The 14,913-nt window shown below is 72.6% G+C and carries 10 protein-coding genes; 6 read left to right on the top strand and 4 right to left on the bottom strand.

The window, feature by feature from the left end; all coding sequences use genetic code 11:
• Nucleotides 1-8: 8 nt before the first annotated feature.
• Nucleotides 9-3,743 (bottom strand): AfsR/SARP family transcriptional regulator, encoded by a 3,735-nt coding sequence (locus tag OHA17_RS06085; RefSeq protein WP_406510643.1) that lies wholly within the window; start codon nucleotides 3,741-3,743, stop codon nucleotides 9-11.
• Between the two features lie 156 nt (nucleotides 3,744-3,899).
• Between OHA17_RS06085 and OHA17_RS06090 the strand changes: the two genes are divergently transcribed.
• Entirely contained in the window at nucleotides 3,900-5,720 is a 1,821-nt protein-coding gene (locus OHA17_RS06090; RefSeq protein WP_406504725.1) for a hypothetical protein, read from the top strand.
• 13 nt (nucleotides 5,721-5,733) lie between these two features.
• On the opposite strand, the gene OHA17_RS06095 is transcribed toward OHA17_RS06090, so the two are convergent.
• On the bottom strand, nucleotides 5,734-6,702 hold the full coding sequence (locus OHA17_RS06095; protein WP_406504727.1) for an alpha/beta hydrolase family protein: 969 nt from the start codon (nucleotides 6,700-6,702) through the stop codon (nucleotides 5,734-5,736).
• Nucleotides 6,703-6,937: 235 nt separating this feature from the next.
• Here OHA17_RS06095 and OHA17_RS06100 point away from each other — a divergent pair, with 235 nt between their 5' ends.
• Nucleotides 6,938-7,531, top strand: coding sequence for a TetR/AcrR family transcriptional regulator (locus OHA17_RS06100; RefSeq protein ID WP_406504729.1), 594 nt, complete (start codon nucleotides 6,938-6,940; stop codon nucleotides 7,529-7,531).
• Between the two features lie 13 nt (nucleotides 7,532-7,544).
• Here OHA17_RS06100 and OHA17_RS06105 read toward each other — a convergent pair whose 3' ends face one another.
• The gene (locus OHA17_RS06105; protein ID WP_406504731.1) at nucleotides 7,545-9,677 is read right to left on the bottom strand and encodes a tetratricopeptide repeat protein; all 2,133 of its coding nucleotides are present in this window, start codon (nucleotides 9,675-9,677) and stop codon (nucleotides 7,545-7,547) included.
• A 113-nt stretch (nucleotides 9,678-9,790) separates the two neighbouring features.
• On the bottom strand, nucleotides 9,791-10,567 hold the full coding sequence (locus OHA17_RS06110; protein ID WP_398880168.1) for a hypothetical protein: 777 nt from the start codon (nucleotides 10,565-10,567) through the stop codon (nucleotides 9,791-9,793).
• Between the two features lie 263 nt (nucleotides 10,568-10,830).
• Between OHA17_RS06110 and OHA17_RS06115 the strand changes: the two genes are divergently transcribed.
• The 4 genes from OHA17_RS06115 to OHA17_RS06130 all read left to right on the top strand — a co-directional run bounded on the left by OHA17_RS06115 (nucleotide 10,831) and on the right by OHA17_RS06130 (nucleotide 14,900).
• Entirely contained in the window at nucleotides 10,831-11,496 is a 666-nt protein-coding gene (locus OHA17_RS06115; protein ID WP_406504733.1) for a helix-turn-helix domain-containing protein, read from the top strand.
• 225 nt (nucleotides 11,497-11,721) lie between these two features.
• On the top strand, nucleotides 11,722-12,252 hold the full coding sequence (locus OHA17_RS06120) for a hypothetical protein (RefSeq protein ID WP_053725650.1): 531 nt from the start codon (nucleotides 11,722-11,724) through the stop codon (nucleotides 12,250-12,252).
• A gap of 3 nt (nucleotides 12,253-12,255) precedes the next feature.
• Complete coding sequence (locus tag OHA17_RS06125; protein ID WP_406504735.1) at nucleotides 12,256-13,443, top strand: MAB_1171c family putative transporter; 1,188 nt, start codon at nucleotides 12,256-12,258, stop codon at nucleotides 13,441-13,443.
• Nucleotides 13,440-14,900 (top strand): FAD-dependent oxidoreductase, encoded by a 1,461-nt coding sequence (locus OHA17_RS06130; RefSeq protein ID WP_406504737.1) that lies wholly within the window; start codon nucleotides 13,440-13,442, stop codon nucleotides 14,898-14,900. Before OHA17_RS06125 ends, OHA17_RS06130 begins: the two co-directional genes overlap by 4 nt.
• Nucleotides 14,901-14,913: the final 13 nt, after the last annotated feature.

Here is a 14,913-nt window from a genome sequence, read left to right on the forward strand (position 1 = left end):
GGGGTGGATCAGACCAGGGCGGCGGCCTGCCTCACGTCCAGGTCCGCTCCCTCGGCGTAGGCGCGTTCGTACGCCGCCGGGTCGAGCGTCCGGCGCAGTTCGGCCTCCGCCCGGCGCCGGGTCTCGGGCTCGGCGGGCAGCGGGCGGAATCCGAAGCTGTCACGTCCGGTCGAGTTCCGGTCGTACGCACCGAGCAGCCGGGCCCCGTCCACCGCCGCGCCCAGTTCGGCCTTCGCCCAGGCCGCGGACAGGAATTGACTGAGGATCAGGTTGGGGGCGACCAGATAGGCCTGACTCTCCAAGTGGCGCACGGCGTCCTGGATCCGGCCCCGGGCGTCGGCGTACTTGCCGTCCAGACAGTCGAGCCAGCCGTACATCCCGGCGACGAGACCACGGAAGAGCTCGGGCGTCAGTGCGGTGAACTCGCCTTCCATCAGCTGGAGTTGCTGGCGGGCGGCACCGGTGCGGCCGGTGCGGCCGAAGTGCTGGGCGAGGAGCATCCGGGCGGTTCCGAGGCTCTCCTGCGGGAACTGCCTCGACTCCTCGACGGCGTCCGCGAGCAGCCGCTCCGCCTCTTCCCGCTCGGCCGGAGTACGGGCCATCTCAAGGCGGGCCGAAGCCAACTTGCCCTTGAACACGGACACTTGGGCGTGCGCACCCATCTCGGTGACCCTCTGCAGAGCCCGCTCGAAGTCCGTGGCGGCCTCCTCGTACCGGCCTTCCCGCTCGTAGGAGTCACCGCGCGCGGAGAGGGATTCCGCGATTCCCCAGGGGTCGCCGACGCGCTCGAAGAGGGCGAGAGCGTCGTCGGCGTCGCTGCCGTCGAGCAGTTTCGCGCGGAGCAGGAGAGCGAAGGCGAGGTCCCACGGGTCGCCGTACTGCCGGGCGTCGGCGACCATCTCGTCGACGACCCGGTCGAAGCCGGTGAACTCACCCGTGAGGAGCCGGGCGAAGTACCAGACGGAGCCGGGCTGGCGGCTGTTCTGCGGGAGACCGGGTCCGTACGCCCGGACGATCCGGCGCAGATACGCCACGGTCTCGGGGCTGTTGAGCTCCGTGTCGCCCCCGCCCCTGGCCGCGAACACCATGAGCCGCACCCCGCGCCGGGCTTCCCAGAGCTGCTCCTCGGACCAGGGCGGCGGGCTGTCCGTGCAGCGGTCGGCGAGCGGGACGACGGGCCGCACGGGCTCGGCGAAGGGATCCGGACCGAGCTCGGCGACGGCCCCGGACCAGCTCCGCGCGTCCGCCTGGTGCCCCCGCAGCTGCCAGAACCAGGCCATGGCGAGGACGAGACACAGCGCGTCCTGCTCGCGCTCTCGCCCAACTGCCGTACGCAGGGCGGAAGTTATGTTGTCGCGCTCGGCTTCGAGGCGTTCGATGATCTCGCGCTGGCGCGGGCCGCGCAGTGCCGCCTCGCCCGTGCGGGCGAGTTCGCGGTACGTGACGAGGTGGCGCAGCTCGACCTCCGCCCGCTCGCCGGCCTCGTCGAGCCGCTGGGCGGCGTACTCGGCGACGGTCTCCAGCAGGCAGTACCGCATCGTCGCGCCGTCACCGTCGGGCGCGGCCGTGACGAGTGACTTGTCGACGAGGGAGCCGAGGAGGTCCAGGACATCGGCGGGGCCCACCCCAGGGCCTGACTTCCGCGGGCCTGGCTTCCGGGGGCCTGGCTTGCTGGAGCCCGACCTCTCGGGGTCCGTCTCCTCGGTCCCCGCCTCCTCCGGAGCCGCGCAGACGGCCTCCTCCTCCGGATCCGCGCAGACAGCTTCCGCCTCCGGCAGGGCGAAGCCGCCCGCGAAGACGGCGAGGCGTCGCAGGACGGCTCGCTCCGAGGCGTCGAGCAGGTCCCAGGACCAGTCGACCACCGCTCGCAGGGTCTGCTGTCTCGGCTGGATGGTCCTACTGGTGCGGGGGCCGGTGTTGAGCAGCCGGAACCGATCGTCGAGCCTGTCCGCGATCTGACGCGGCGTGAACAACCGCAGCCGTGCGGCAGCGAGTTCGAGGGCGAGCGGCAGCCCGTCCAGACGCCGGCAGATCTCCGCGACCGCGTCCGGATCGGCCTCGGCACTGAACTCCGGCCGGGCCGCGGCGCCACGCTGCCCGAACAGCCTGAGAGCGCTCTCATGCGGCAGCGGCCCGATCGCCGTCACCCGCTCCCCCGGCACACCGAGCGGCTCCCGGCTGGTGGCGAGGACTGTGACGTCCGGGCACGCCGTGAGCAGCTCCTCCACCAACTCGGCTGCTGCGGCCACGACTTGCTCGCAGTTGTCGAGCACGATGAGCATGCGCAGGCGTCCGCAGTGGGCCAGCAACTGCGCGAGCGGGTCCCTGGGCGCCGTCTCGGCCGGGCCGACGAGCCGTGTCTCCCGGGCGCCCAGCGCGGTGAGCACGGCCTCGGCCAGGCTGACCGCGTCCCGTACGGGCGCGAGCTCGACCAGCCACACCCCGTCGACCCACTCCGGCGCCGCGGCATCGGCCGCCTCCACCGCGAGGCGCGTCTTGCCCGCGCCGCCGGGCCCGGTGAGCGTGATCAGTCGCTCCTGCCGCAGATCGTCGTGCAGGGCACGGACATCGAGCTCCCGCCCGACGAACGAGGTGAGGCGCGCACGGAGGTTGCCGAGGGGGCGGACCGGTGAGGTTTCCGGCCCGGCATGGCTTGGGCGCGCCATGGGGGTGGTTCCGGGCGCGGGTGCGCGTACGGGCGCGGGTGCCGCATGTGGTGTCCGGGGCGCGGCGGGCGGTGGAGGAGTGCGGGGCGGGGCTGTGGGGGGTGAGGCCGCGTCGGGTGACGCCATGTGGAGTGATCCCGTGTGCGGTGCGGCCATGTGCTGCGAGCCCATGTGGGAGGACGCCATGTCGCGCGGAGCCATGTGCGGCGAGCCCGTGTGGGATGAGCCGACGTGGGGCGAGGACGTGTGGCGCGAGCCCGTGTGGTTCGGGGCCATGTCCTGCGAGGTCATGTGGGACGAGCCGGTGTGGCGCGGGCCCGTACGAGCGCTCTCCCCATGGCGTTCAGGGTTGAGCAATTCGGCGTGCAAGGCCAGCAGCTCCGGCCCCGGGTTCGTGCCGAGGCGTTCCGAGAGCGCTCCCCGTACGGATTCGTAGGCGGCCAGCGCCTCGGCCGAGCGACCGGCGGCCCTCAGCGCCCGGATGCGGAGGGCTTGGAGCGGTTCGTCGAGCGGGGCGGCGGCCGCGAGCGCGGTCAGCTCGCCGAGAGCGCTTTCGGCGCGTCCCAGCTCCACCTCCGCCGCCAGCCGATTGCGGCGGGCGTCGGCCTGGTGCCGTTCGGCCCGTACCACCAGCGGGTCGCCTTCCCACGCCGGAAGGTCGGCCAGTGCGGGGCCGTGCCACAGCGCGAGCGCGTCGTCCAGGAGTCCTGCCGCGCGCTCGGCGTCTCCGGCGGCGAGTGCGGTCGCGCCCTCCGCCACGAGACGCTCGAAGCGGAAGAGGTCGATCTCGTCGGCGTGGACGGCGAGCCGATACCCGCCTGGGACGGAGACCACCGCGTCCGCCCCGAGCGCCCGCCGCAGCCGTCCCACCAGGGCCTGCACCGCCGCGACCTCGTCGGCGGGCGGCGCGTCCCCTTCGCCCCACACCTGCGAGATCAGCACCGGCTGGGGCACCGCACGCCCGGCGCCGGCCGCGAGCGCGGCGAGGAGCGCTCTCAGGCGGGCGCCCGCGAGCCGCGCTTCACTGCCGTCAGGACGCAGGGCCTGCGTCGGTCCGAGTACGCGGTAGCGGAGCATCACCCGCCCATTCTCCAACGGGCGCCGACCAGGATCGCCCCGGCACCCGGTCCGCACCGCACAAGCCCGCCACCCGCGCGGATGCGGCCCAGCCCCTTGGCTATCGTGGCCGGACCACAACGAGGGGATGGCGGGCGTGAAGCTGGGGGTGGCGCGGTGAACGGGTCCGACGACCGGCGCATACGGGTGCCGGTCGGGGACGACGCCGCTCGGTGGGCGACTCGCGGCCGCTGCCGGCGCGTGCTGTTCGTGGTGCACAACGTGACATCGGCGACCCGGCTGCTCGACGTACTGCCCCTGTTCCACGACGACCTCCGCATACAGCTCCTGACCACGTGCACGGGTTCCTCGGCGTTCGAGGGTGGCGTGGAGGCTCTGCTCGCCGAGACCGGGCTCCCGGTGCTGCCGTGGGAGCAGGCCCTCGAAACCAAGGTCGACCTGGCGATCACAGCCAGCCTGGGCGGTCAACTCCACCTGATTTCAGGCAAGTTGGCCCTGCTCTCACACGGCGTCGGCTACAATAAGACGCTCTCCACACCGGACACCGGACACCGGACACCGGACACCGGACACCCTTCGCCCGATGCCTCAGGCTCAGGCTCAGGCTCAGGCTCAGGCTCAGGCAAGCATCACCAGCGCCCACCCGAATCCGAGAGCGCTCTCACCCCGCCTCCCGTCTTCGGCCTCTCCCCCGAGTGGCTGCTGCACGAAGGCATACCGGTCGCGGATGCCATGGTCCTCTCGCACCCCGAGCAACTGGACCGTTTGCGCGCCGCGTGCCCCCAGGCCGTGCCCACCGCGACCCTCGCGGGCGATCCCTGCTTCGACCGGATACTGGCCGAACGCCCGTACCGAGAGCGCTTCCAGAAGGCGTTCGGAGTGCGCCGGGGGCAGCGTCTGGTTCTGCTGAACTCGACCTGGAACCCCGAGTCGCTGTTCGGCGACGGCGGCGGGGACGACGTGCTCCCTTCCCTGTCGCCCCGGCTCACCGCCGAGCTGCCCGCCGACGAGTACCGGGTCGCCGCCGTGCTGCACCCCAACATCTGGCACGGGCACGGCCCCGGCCAGGTCCGGGCCTGGCTCGACCGGGCTCGGCGCGGCGGCCTCGTACTCGTCGACCCCCTGCACGACTGGCGCCAGGCGCTGCTCGCGGCGGACGCGGTGATCGGCGACCACGGCTCGGTGAGCTACTACGCGGCGGCTCTCGGCACCCCCGTACTGCTCGGCGCGGCCCCCACGGGCGGCCTCGACCCGCGATCCCCCGTGGCCGAATTCGTACGGCAGGCACCCCAGTTGGACCCGCACCTGCCGCTGGCCACGCAACTGGACGACCTGCTGGCGAAGCATCACCCGCTCCCGGGCCCGGCGAACCTCACCACGTCCTCCCCCGGCGAGTCGGCGGCCCTGTTGCGCGCCCTCTTCTACCGCCTGATCAACATCCCCGAGCCGCCGCGCCCCGCACTCCTCGAACGCCTTCGCACGCCCCCGCTCCAACGCGCACCCCTCACCGCTCCGTTGCACGTCCTGACCCGGGTGACGACGGACCCGCCCGAGATCCACGTGGCCCGGTACGCCGACCCCTGGTACGAGCCGGACGGCGAGGGCCACGCCCACGTAGCCGTCCACGAGGACACCCGGGATCCGTCCCAACTCGCCCTGACAGACGTGCTGTTGAGGCACGGAGCAGCGGACGACCCCCGCTTCGGATCACCCGAGCAGTGGACGTCCGAGGTGCTCGCCCGCCATCCGCACAGCGCCCTGGCCGCCTACATCACGGCCCCGGGCGAATGCACGGTACGAACGCGCACCGGTCCGCCCCTCCGCCTCACCGGCGCCCCGACCGGACTCGACCCAGCGGCCGCGGCCTCGGCCCTGCACGCCTGGCTGACGGCGGGCCACACCGTCGAGCAGGCGATGGAAGAGGGGTTGGCCGTACGCACGGGACACACCGTGCACCGGGTCACCGTCGCGAAATGACGGCCGAGGAGCCCTACTTGGATTCGACCCGGCCCAGCGGATCCGCCTTGCCCGCCAGCGCGTCCTGCGCCAACTCCCAGGCCGGGTCCCCCGGGTAGAGCTCGGAGCGGAGGTAGGCCCAAGTGAGGTGCTGGACCGCGGAGACCCGCTCGGGGTTCTCGTCCGTGGTCTCGGCGACGTCGTACCCGGAGATCCCGCCAAGGCCATGCTCCGCGTCGAAGAGGGTGAGCAGGGACTTGGGGGCCGGGGCGAGGGCGTACGGGTCGGTGTGCCAGTCGGGGCCGTTCACCGTCAGGTGGGCGGAGGCGTCCTTGTCGCCGGCCACCACCAGCGCGGGGGCCGTCATCCGGGAGAAGTCCGGGGTCCGGAGGAAGGGGAAGTCCTCGGCCATGCGCTCGGTGAGGGCGTCGCCTCCCCTGCCGGGGGCGGCGAGCAGTACGCCCGCCTTGATCCGGGGCTCGGCCAGGTTCACGTCCGTGCCGTCGTCCGGGTCGGTGAGCCTCGCGCCGAGGAGCAGGCTCGCGGTGTGGCCGCCCATCGAGTGCCCGGCGACGGCGACCCTGCCGCGGTCCAGGCGTCCGAGGAGCAGCGGTACCGCGGCCTCGATCGCGTCGAGTGCGTCGAGGGTGCGCGTCATGTCCTCGGCCCGCGATCGCCAGTACATGGGCGCCCCGGGGGTGGTGGGGTCCAGGCTCAGCGTCGTCGAACTCAGATGGGTGGGCTGGATGACCGCGAAGCCGTGCGCCGCCCAGTAGTTGACGAGCGGGGCGTAGCCGTTCAGTGAGGAGAGGTGGTTCGAGTGGCCCTGGCCGTGGGAGAGGAGGATGACCGGCAGGCCGGTTCCGCTGACCGGGGCGGAGACCCGTACCTCCAGGTCCACGGGCCGCCCGGGCGCCGACAGCACCACCGGACCGACCGAGAGGACAGGGGTGGGCGGCGGGGTGAAGGTGCCGGCTGCGTAAGTCGATGTCGGTGCGCTCATGGTGTGCGTGCCCCTTCGATATGCCTTTGATGTGTCTTCGATACGCCTGTGATGCGCTTGCGATGTGACTTTGGTGTGCCTTCAGTGGCCCTGACGGCGGCTTCATAGGGCTCGCGGCGCAGGGGGAAGGCGGTCGGGCGCGTCCGGCTTGAGCTAGGCTGCAAGCGGAACGTCGCTCCGTTTAATATACGGAGCACTGTTCCGTTTAGTCAATGGCCGTCGGAAGGAGTGCGCGGTGCCCAGGACGAGTCCCGCCGGGGAAGGTGCGGCCCGGAGCAAGCGGGCCGACGCGTTGCGCAACAAGCAGACGCTGCTCGACGCCGCCGCCGCCGTGTTCGTCACCTCCGGTGTCGATGCGCCGATCCGTGAGATCGCGGCCCGGGCGGGCGTCGGGATGGGAACGATCTACCGCCACTTCCCGACGCGAGCGGACCTCGTCGTCGCCGTCTACCGCCACCAGGTGGACGCGTGCGCCGAGGCCGGCCCGAGCCTGCTGGCCGACGGCGAATCCCCGCTCGCGGCCCTCCGCCAGTGGGTCGACCTCTTCGTCGACTTCCTCGTCACCAAGCACGGGCTCGCCAAGGCGATGCAATCGGACAGCGGCGGCTTCGACGCGCTGCTCACCTACTTCCAGGAGCGCCTCGTGCCCGTCTGCGCCGAGTTGCTCGACGCCGCGGTCGACTCCGGGGAGATCAGGCCCGGTACGCAGGCGTACGAGCTGATGCGCGGCATCGGCAACCTCTGCATCGGCCGCGACAGCGACCCCCGCTATGACCCCCGGCGGCTGGTCGAGCTGCTCCTTCGGGGGCTGGCGGCGCCACGGCCGTAGGGGCCGCGGCCCTTCACTCCCCCGCCGGGCCCTCGCACCGTTCGCGAACCGCCCGCAACCGGACCAACTGGTAGTGGGCCTGTTCGTTCGCCAGCGCCGCCATCGCTTCGTCGATCAGCGGCAGCGCGTCCGCCGGACGGCCACTCTCCTCGAAGGTCTCGGCGAGGTCCGTGAGCGTGCGGGCCGTGTTGTACGCCTCGTGGGTGCCGCGGAAGAAGGCGAGAGCGCTCTCAAGGCGGGCCGCCGCCTCCGCCCATCGGCCGAGGCCGCGCAGCGCCCGGCCCCGGTGGCGCTCCAACAGGGCGCGGGCGCGCGGGAGATCACCGCTTCCCTCGCCGTCGGCTGGCACCCCGTCGAGGATGCGGTCGGCCGCCTCGAAGCAGTGGTACGCCTCCGGGTAGCGCCACTCGCGCAGTCGCAGCAGTCCCAGGGATTCGACGGCGGTGGCGTGGCCCCGGACGTGGCCGACGGCCTGTTCGATGCGGGCGGCCGCGGTGAAAGCGCTCTCGGCCTCGGCCGGCCGGCGAAGTTCCGTGAGGTTCAGGCCGAGCAGGGTCTGCATGCGGGCGGCCTCGCGGGAGTTCGGGTCGTGGGCCTCGGTGGCCCGGACGCCCGCGCGCAGGGCGGGAAGCAGTTCGTCGTGGCAGCCCATCTTCAGCTGCACCGGCCACAGGGCCTGGTTCAGCCGGAAGACGGAGTCCGCGTCCCCCAACTCCTCGGCCGCGCCGATCGCTTGGAGGAGATTGCCCAGTTCGTCGCGCAGCGCCTTCAGCGCCTCGCCGGCGTCCGTATACCGCGCACCGGCCCGCGTCGGCTGCTCCGGACCCAGCCGCCAGCCTTGGCTGAGGGCGGCCTTGCTCGCCGGTTCGGCGAAGCCGACGCACCAGCGCACCGCGCGCCGCACCGCCTCTTCCACCGCGGCGAGGCCGTCCTCACGGAGCGCCTGCGTCGCGGCGTACTCCCGGGCCAGCGGTCTGACCCGGTACGTTCCGTTGGTCGCGCTCTCAAGAAGGCGGCTGTCCGCGAGTTCACCCAGGATGCGTTCGGCGACCGTCTCGTCAAGACCCAGTGTGGCCGCGGCCATCGGCGCGCCGATGGCGGGCCAGTCGCGCTGGGCGAGCAGCCGCAGGGCCCGCGCCACGTCCGGGCCGAGGTCGCGCATGCCGTCGGCGACGGCCGTGCGGGCCGCGTCGCCGCCCGGGTCCGCGTCCTGCCGCCAGTGCCGCGCGGTGAGACGGGCGGCGGCGGCGCGCAGCGCGAAGGGGGAACCGGCGCAGCGCGCGAGCACGGCGGGCAGGGCAGCACGGTCCAGCGGCACGTTCCCGGCCTTGGCGACCTCGGCGAGGAGCCGCCGCGCGTCCTTGTCGGCGAGCGGTCCGACCGGGATCCCCACCGCGTCGAGGCCGGGCAGGGGGTGGCGGGCCGCCACGATGACGAACACGCCGGGCGCGGAGGTGAGCACGGGCAGGATCTGCGCGGCGGACCGGGCGTGGTCGAGGACGATCAGCATCCGGCGGTCCGCCGTGCAGGCGCGCAACAGGGCCTGGCGGTCGTCGTGCCCCGGCGGGATCTCCGCCGCCGGGATGCCGAACTGCTGGAGCAGCAGCCGCAGTACGGTCGACGGGTCGGCCCCGGTGATGGAGCCGGCGCCGGGGCCGGCGCCGCGCAGATCTGCGTACAGCTGTCCGTCGGGGAAGCGGCGCAGTTCGGTGCAGCCCCAGTGGATGGCGAGCGCGCTGGTGCCGATGCCCTGCGGGCCGTGCAGCACGGCGATCCGGGGCCGGCCGTCCGCCTTGCGGAAAGCCTCCCGGCTCAGGGCCCGGCGCTGGCTGTCGCGGTCGGTGAAGAAGCGGGTGGAGGCGTGCAGTGCGGGCACTTGGTTCGGGTGGCCGGGGCGCGGGGCGCTGCGCGCGAACGCCGTCCAGGCGCGGGCGAGGGCGGGGTCCTGACGTAACGCCTCGTGAACCTGCCGGGCGACGCCGTCCAGTTCGTCGCGGTTTTGTGGGGCGCGGACCTCGCGGCCGACGGCGCGGCGGACCAGACCGCCGACGCTTTCCCAGGCGGCTTTGCCCGCTTCGTTCGCGAGGGCCGTGCCGACCGAGCCGAGTACGGCGGCGATGGCCGCCGTCGATGTGGGATCCAGCATGTCCCGCCCCCGATTCACCTGTCGCCCCGGCCTGCCGCGGCCACGCTAGCAACATCCTTTCCGGGGGACCGAGTTCGCCCGGGGTTGGCCGAAACCGTACGGTGCGGGCGACGCTAGCGGGTCGGCACCACGCTGAGGTGGGCGCGGCCGCGCCGGGGGGCGGCGGGCTCGGTCTCGCGGAGCACCAGCGTCAGCCGGCGCAGCCCGAACTCCCGTAGTGTGCGCGGGGATTCGCTGACGAGGCGGCAGCTGGTGCGGCCGCGCTCGGGGTCGGGGTGGCGCACGTGCCGTACCGCGCCGTCGTGGTGCACCGCCGCGTCGCCGACCGCCCGGACCCAGTGCGGCAGGCCGAGGCGGAAGGCGGCGTCCATGATCGGGTCGTCGGCGATCTCCTGGCGGATGTCCCGCAGCCCGGGAGCGCTCTCGTCGTCGGCGAACGCCTCGGCGAACTGGGCCAGCATCGGCAGGCACCAGGCGGTCTCGTGCTCGGCGAGCACACTGGCCGCGTCCGGGTGGAACAGCACGAAGCGCAGGAAGTTGTGGCCGGGCATGGCGGTCGGGTGCGGCCCGACGCCACCGAAGAGCGCGTCGTACGCCGGATTGGCGTGGGCCACGCCCCAGCCCGGATCGAGGACCACGGACGGGAAGGGCAGGGCGTCCGTCATCGCGAAGTAGTCGTGGACATAGGCCCTGAGCTCGGGGTCGTCCGGGAGCTCCCTGGCCACAGGGGCGCCCGTTCTTACGGTCGTCGTGTCGTCGGCGGCACGCTCCCCCGCGGCCGTCTGCTGTCCGGGCCGCTCCTGGACCAGGGCGAACGGGCGCCCCACCACCGGAGCGTGCGCTGTCACAACCTTGGTCACCGAATCCTTCGCCACCGATTCTTCCGCCATCGAGTACGCGACTCCTCTTGCTGGCCCGCGAGTGCGGCGGCCGGCCTTCGGGCCCGCCCGGGGCTCGGAGGGCGATCTTCACACCGCGTGGCGATCCTGATACCGCCGACACAATGATGTCAAGCATCGTGGCATTCCGGCCCCCCGAAGCATTGATTGCGCCACAACTGTGGCAAGTTCTGGTTGTTGTTGCCGGGACCCGCTAACCTCCGGAGCATCCACTGTTGTGCCCACCGACCTCGCATGATCTAGGAGAACTACTGGTGACGGACGGCTTCTTGGTTCCGGGACCGGCGGCCACGAGCCCCCTCGCGGCCGTCGTCGCCCGTGTGGCCGAGCTCGCCGCAAAGCTCGGAACGAGTCAGGCGGACGTGTTCGACGTCCACCGGCTCTCCGAGGCCTCGGGCGTTCCGGCCGACGTCGTGGGCGCGCTGCTCGACGGGCGGCCGGCCGGCGAACCCGATCTGCAGGCACGCTTCCTGCAGCGGTTCAGCCTGCTGCGCAGCACCCGGCGCAAACCCAACGGCCGGCCCCACACCCAGCAGGAGATCGCCGACGGCGCGGGCATGTCGCGCCAGCAGGCGGGCGCCCTGATCAACGGCGACCGGCGGCCGACGATGGAGCACTGCGACGCGATCCAGCGCTTCTTCGGGGTGCACGCGGGGTTCCTGACCGCCGACGACACCGACGCGCTCGGCGGCGCCCTGCTGCGCACCGAGCAGGAGCTGCTCCAGCAACTCGCGGGCCGAGAACGCGAGGGGGCGCTCGCCGGGACCCCCGGCGGGGACGCGCTGGAGCGCCTGCTCCAGGACCACGGGGTGCGCGGCATCGCCTGGCGCGCCGCCCAGCTCCCCACCGACAAGCACCGCGACAAGGTCACCGAGTGGCTCGACATGCTCCTGGAGAGCGTCAAGCGGTCGGAGTCCTGACATGATCCGCACCCCGCGGCAGCACCCTGCCGCACCCATCGGCCTGCCCGGACATCGCCGTCCGTTCATTTCAGGCCGTCATGTGATGCCGAGTTCAACGAACTCCGGCTCAATGTTGACTGGATCAATCGCGTACGGCTCGGCAGGCTGCACAGAGACGGGCTGCTCGACGAAGTGCTGCTCCATGAACGGCTGGCGGGGAGAACGGTGGGCATAGGCAAGGAGATGCGCCGGCTGTGCGGCGAGCTGGTCGCGGGAATCACGATCCCCGCCCCGGCGGAGCCGACCGCTCTGTACGCCGCCCTCTGCGAGGGCATGAGCAAGCGCCGGGGCCGCCCCGTCGAGTTCCGCATGGCGGCCTTCCCGCCCGGCACCGCGAGCGGCCTCTGGCTCGACATGGCGGACCGGGATCTGGTGGTGGTGGAGGAGCGCACGACACCCGACCACCAACTGGTCATCCTCGGGCACGAGTTGTGGCACATGGACGCGGGACACGGCAGCCACCATGTGGCGGGCGCGGCGGTCGCCGCCCGGCTGCTGACCGCGGACGGCGACCTGGGCGCGGCCGTACGCAAGGTGGCGGCCCGGACGCGTTCCCACTTGGCGGAGGAGTCCGAGGCGGAGAGCTTCGGGCTGCTGCTCGGCAGCAAGTGCCGCCCCTGGCTGCCCGGTTCAGGGGCATACGTGCCCGCACACCGGGACGCCATCGCCGGCCGGATCGAAGCCTCCCTGGGCTATCACCGACCACAGGGCTGACGCGTGAAGGACCTGGATTTCTACGTCCCGGCCGTGCTGCTCGCCATCGGGTTCGCCTGCCGGGTGCCCGGCATGCGCCGCACCTGGCGCGACCCGCTGCTCCGAACCGTCAACGCCCTTCTGCTCGTGGCCAGTTCGGTGCTCTTCTTCGCCGCGCCGACGACGATCGCGGAAGTCAACCGCATCACCGGGGTGCCGAACTTCTCCGCTCCGCTGGTCTACTCGATCCTCACCGCGTACAACGCCGCCTGCCTAGTGATGATCATCAACTGGCGGGGCGGCCCCCCGAAGGCGGCCCGCCGGGCGAGCCTGCGGTGTCTGGCGGCCTACGCCCTGGTGATCGTCGCACTGTTCACCCTGTTCGCTCTCGGGGACGCCTCCGAGGAGCGGCTCAGGGACCTGGACACGCACTACGCGAACACCCCGTACATCCGCGAGATGATCGTCCTCTATCTGGTCGCGCACTCCATCGCCTCCCTGGTCACGACCGTGCTGTGCTGGAAATGGTCGGTCCGGGTGCACGGCTGGCTGCGTACGGGCCTGATGCTCGTCGTCAGCGGGTATCTGCTCAACCTGGTCTTCGACGTCCTCAAGTTCGGCGCGGTCGGGGCACGTTGGTCGGGACACGACTGGGACTGGCTCAGCACCAACGCGGCCCCGCCGGTGGCGTCCGTCTCGGCGCTGCTCGTCGCCGCGGGCTTCCTCGTTCCGCTGATCGGGCCGAGGCTCTCGCACACTCGGCAGTCCTGGTCCGCCTACCGCAAGCTGGGCCCCCTGTGGCGGGCCCTGCACGCCGAGCCGACGGCCGCGGGCGGTTCGGTGCGGATGGCGTGGTGGTCACCGGCCGAGCTCCGGCTGACCTACCGCGAGGCGGGCATCCTCGACGGGGTCCTCTCGCTCGCCCCCTACTTCGACCTCGCGGTGCACACCGCTGCCAAGTCGGCGGCAGTCTGCGCCGGAGCCGACCCCCGGCGGGCCAAGGCGGTCGCCGACGCGGCCATGATCGCCGCCGCCCTCACGGCGCGGGCGCACGATCCGGAGGGCCTGGCACTGCGCGGCGAGCAGGTGGAGGCCCCGACCGCCATCGAGCGGGCGCGGGACCTGGTGCTGGTGTCCGAGGCGTTCCGCAACTCACGCATCGTCGAAGCAGCCCGCCGCGACCCGGCACGGGCGGGAAGCCAGCAGCCATGAACACACCGGACGCAACACCCTCGGGCTCATCGCACAGACCCGACCGAACCGCCTCGGCCCCCCTGCGCAAAGGCCGGGCCGTCATCGTCGGAGGCGGGCTCGCGGGCATGCTGTCGGCGGCCGCGCTCGCCGGACACTGCGACGAGATCACCGTCATCGAGCAGGACACCCTGCCCTCGGGGCCGCAGCCGCGCAAGTGCCTCCCCCAGGCCCGGCACGGCCACATGCTCTGGTGCGGCGGGGCCGAGGCGATGGAACGCCTGGTGCCCGGGGTGATGGAGGACTGGCTGGCCCGCGGCGCGCACCGGATACCCCTGACGTCCGGGATGGTCGGCCTGTCGGCGCAGGGCTGGTTCCGGCGCTGGCGTGATTCCCACTACCTGATCTCCTGCGGCCGCGACCTCCTGGACTGGGTGGTACGCGAACGGGTCACCGTCCGCCCCTCGGTGAGGGTGCTGCAGCAGACCAGGGTGCTTTCCCTGACGGGTGGCCCGGGCAGGATCACCGGTGTCCTGGTGCGTACGGAGGACGGTGTCGAGCGGGTCGTCGAGGCCGACCTGGTCGTCGACGCCGGCGGCCGGGGTTCGCGCGCCCAGCAGTGGCTCACCGAACTCGGCGTCCCCCTCGCGAAGGAGGAAGTGGTCGACGCCGGCACCGTCTATGCGAGCCGGCTGTTCCGGTCACCGGCCGGGAACGAGCCGTTCCCCGTGATCAGCCTGCAGGCCGATGTGCACGCGCCGGTCCCCGGTCGCACCGCGACGCTCCTGCCGATCGAGGACCGCCAGTGGCTGATCACGCTCTCCGGCACCCGGGGCGGCCGTCCCACCGGGGACAACGAGGCCTTCGTACCCTTCGCACTGGGCGCCCGGCATCCGGTGGTGGGCGAACTCATCGCCGAGGCCGAACCGCTGAGCGAGGTGAGCACCTATGCCAACACCGCCAACCGGCGCAGATACTTCGAGGGCGTGAGCCACTGGCCCGAGGGATTCGTCGCGGTCGGCGACGCGGTCGCCGTCTCCAACCCCGTGTACGGACACGGCATGTCGGTGGCCGCGCAGAGTGCGCTCGCCCTGCGCGAGGAGGTCGCCGCACGCGGTCTGACGGCCCGCGGACTCGCGCGCCGGATACAGCGGGCGGTGGCCCGCCCGGTGGGCATGGCATGGATCCTCTCGGCCGGGCAGGACGCGTTCTACCCAGGGGCCGCCGCGCACAGGCCCGGCCCGGCCGACCGGGCGCTGTCCCGCTACGTGGGCCGGCTCACGCACACCGCGACCGGCAACTACACGGTGGCCACCGCCCTCACCGAGGTCATGACGCTGTCGGGTCCCGCCACCGGGCTACTGCATCCCCGCGTCCTGCTCGCCGCGCTGGCCGGACCCGGCAAGCCGCGACTGACGGCCCCTCCGCTGACGGAACGTGAACTCGCCCTCGCACAAAGCCCGCAGAAGACCTCCTAGTCAGACATCGCGC

Origin of the sequence: Streptomyces sp. NBC_00212 (assembly GCF_045206365.1) — a bacterium.
Taxonomy (GTDB): Bacteria; Actinomycetota; Actinomycetes; order Streptomycetales; family Streptomycetaceae; genus Streptomyces.

Coding starts and splice junctions, on each gene's coding strand:
- OHA17_RS06095 (WP_406504727.1), bottom strand. CDS start 6,702: ATGAGCGCACCGACATCGACTTACGCAGCCGGCACCTTCACCCCGCCG.
- OHA17_RS06110 (WP_398880168.1), bottom strand. CDS start 10,567: ATGGCGGAAGAATCGGTGGCGAAGGATTCGGTGACCAAGGTTGTGACA.
- OHA17_RS06130 (WP_406504737.1), top strand. CDS start 13,440: ATGAACACACCGGACGCAACACCCTCGGGCTCATCGCACAGACCCGAC.
- OHA17_RS06120 (WP_053725650.1), top strand. CDS start 11,722: ATGCGCCGGCTGTGCGGCGAGCTGGTCGCGGGAATCACGATCCCCGCC.
- OHA17_RS06105 (WP_406504731.1), bottom strand. CDS start 9,677: ATGCTGGATCCCACATCGACGGCGGCCATCGCCGCCGTACTCGGCTCG.
- OHA17_RS06085 (WP_406510643.1), bottom strand. CDS start 3,743: ATGCTCCGCTACCGCGTACTCGGACCGACGCAGGCCCTGCGTCCTGAC.